2 tRNA genes and 2 rRNA genes (1 of these 4 cut by a window edge) are annotated in these 2,500 nt (G+C 51.0%); all 4 read right to left on the bottom strand.

The features are described from left to right. Positions 1 to 210 (bottom strand): 23S ribosomal RNA (locus D2V08_RS03460) (it extends 2,610 nt beyond the left edge of the window). A gap of 170 nt (positions 211 to 380) precedes the next feature. After that, positions 381 to 457 (bottom strand) — tRNA-Ala (locus tag D2V08_RS03455). 100 nt (positions 458 to 557) lie between these two features. Next, positions 558 to 631, bottom strand: a tRNA-Ile gene (locus D2V08_RS03450). Positions 632 to 739: 108 nt separating this feature from the next. Beyond that, a 16S ribosomal RNA gene (locus tag D2V08_RS03445) occupies positions 740 to 2,265 on the bottom strand. Together the 16S and 23S rRNA genes with 2 tRNA genes alongside form the textbook arrangement of a ribosomal RNA operon. Positions 2,266 to 2,500 lie beyond the last annotated feature (235 nt).

The raw sequence follows: 2,500 nt of genomic DNA, 5'->3' as shown, positions 1-2,500 counted from the left end.
TTTCTCTTCCTCCGTCTACTTAGATGTTTCAGTTCAACGGGTTCGCCCACCTTACGGTGTGACTGGCCTTCAACCAGCCGGGTTGCCCCATTCGGACACCCACGGATCAATGCTCATGTGCAGCTCCCCGTGGATTTTCGCAGCTTATCACGTCCTTCATCGCCTCTGAGAGCCTAGGCATTCCCCATACGCCCTTCTTTTGCTTGTCGCACCTGTACCTAAGTACAAATGCCCTCTCGTAATCCTTATATATTCTATTCTACTTCGTGTTTCTTCTTTGACTTCGCAATTACGGTAAAACCGTATCGCTCCGTCCCAATATGTCAATGAACTTTCTGGCACATCGCCTCCGATACAAGATCGGCGGACGACTTTTGCCGTGGTGGAGAATATCGGAGTCGAACCGATGACCTCCTGCGTGCAAGGCAGGCGCTCTAGCCAGCTGAGCTAATCCCCCATTATCAGTTGTCAGTTAACAGTTATCAGTTAACAGTACTATATAACGGTAACCCAACACCTAGAATTTCCTTATTTCAATACCCAATGAACTTCTTTCGTAGTCTCAGGCAGACTCGAACTGCCGACCTCTACATTATCAGTGTAGCGCTCTAACCAGCTGAGCTATGAGACTGTCTTGGCCTTAATTTGCCTGTATATCAAAAAACATATTATAAACGACAGCGCAGAGATAAAACCATCTCGTGCGGGACAAGGATATTCCGGACATCTCTTTCTCTAGAAAGGAGGTGTTCCAGCCGCACCTTCCGGTACGGCTACCTTGTTACGACTTAGCCCTAGTTACCGATTTTGCCCTAGGCCGCTCCTTGCGGTGACGGACTTCAGGCACTCCCGGCTTCCATGGCTTGACGGGCGGTGTGTACAAGGCCCGGGAACGTATTCACCGGATCATGGCTGATATCCGATTACTAGCGATTCCAGCTTCACGGGGTCGAGTTGCAGACCCCGATCCGAACTGTGACCGGTTTTGTAGATCCGCGCCCCCTTGCGGGGTGGCTTCCCTCTGTACCGGCCATTGTAGCACGTGTGTAGCCCAGGACGTAAGGGCCGTGATGATTTGACGTCGTCCCCACCTTCCTCACGGTTTGCACCGGCAGTCCCGTTAGAGTCCCCATCTTTACATGCTGGCAACTAACGGTAGGGGTTGCGCTCGTTATAGGACTTAACCTGACACCTCACGGCACGAGCTGACGACAACCATGCAGCACCTTGCAGGCAGTCCGAAGAAAGGGGTGTCTCCACCCCATGCAGCCTGCATTTAAGCCCTGGTAAGGTTCCTCGCGTATCATCGAATTAAACCACATGCTCCACCGCTTGTGCGGGCCCCCGTCAATTCCTTTGAGTTTCATTCTTGCGAACGTACTCCCCAGGTGGGATACTTATCACTTTCGCTTGGCCACGGAGACCGAAGTCCCCACAGCTAGTATCCATCGTTTACGGCGTGGACTACCGGGGTATCTAATCCCGTTCGCTACCCACGCTTTCGTCCATCAGCGTCAGTACATGGTTGGTCACCTGCCTTCGCGATCGGTGTTCTATGTGATATCTATGCATTTCACCGCTACACCACATGTTCCGGCAACCCCACCATGACTCAAGACCTGCAGTATCAAAGGCAATTTTATGGTTGAGCCACAAACTTTCACCCCTGACTTACAGGCCCGCCTACGGACCCTTTAAACCCAATGATTCCGGATAACGCTCGGACCCTCCGTATTACCGCGGCTGCTGGCACGGAGTTAGCCGGTCCTTATTCTTACGGTACCGTCAGACACCTACACGTAGGTGCGTTTCTTCCCGTATAAAAGCAGTTTACAACCCATAGGGCCGTCATCCTGCACGCGGCATGGCTGGATCAGGCTCCCGCCCATTGTCCAATATTCCTCACTGCTGCCTCCCGTAGGAGTCTGGTCCGTGTCTCAGTACCAGTGTGGGGGATCCCCCTCTCAGGGCCCCTAACCATCGCTGCCTTGGTAAGCCGTTACCTCACCAACTAACTAATGGTACGCATGGCCATCCCTGTCCGATAAATCTTTAATCACCTTATCATGCGATAAAACGATACCATGGGGCATTAATCCAAGTTTCCCTGGGCTATTCCCCTGACAGGGGCAGGTTCCATACGCGTTCCGCACCCGTGCGCCGGTCGTCATCAAAAAAGCAAGCTTTTCTATGTTACCCCTCGACTTGCATGTGTTAGGCCTGCCGCTAGCGTTCATCCTGAGCCAGGATCAAACTCTTCATTGTATTTCCTTGAATGTCTGTCCGACACCCGGAAATCCGAGTCCCCGCATCAAAATGGTTTATTCTTAATTCTACGCTGTCGTTACAATATGTATATGAACTTCTTTACTTTTTTTAAACTCAAAAGGACTCTCTTCTCATCAAATCCCCTCTCGTTAACGCCCTGCCTTATCAGCTAAGCGGGTGCAAATATACGCACCTTATTTTCTTCCCGCAAAATGTTTTTCAATATTTTTTT

The organism is Flagellimonas lutimaris (assembly GCF_003581615.1).
Lineage (GTDB): Bacteria > Bacteroidota > Bacteroidia > Flavobacteriales > Flavobacteriaceae > Flagellimonas > Flagellimonas lutimaris.
The sequence above is the reverse complement of the archived record's forward strand: the minus strand, read 5'-3'. Positions and strand labels throughout refer to the sequence as shown.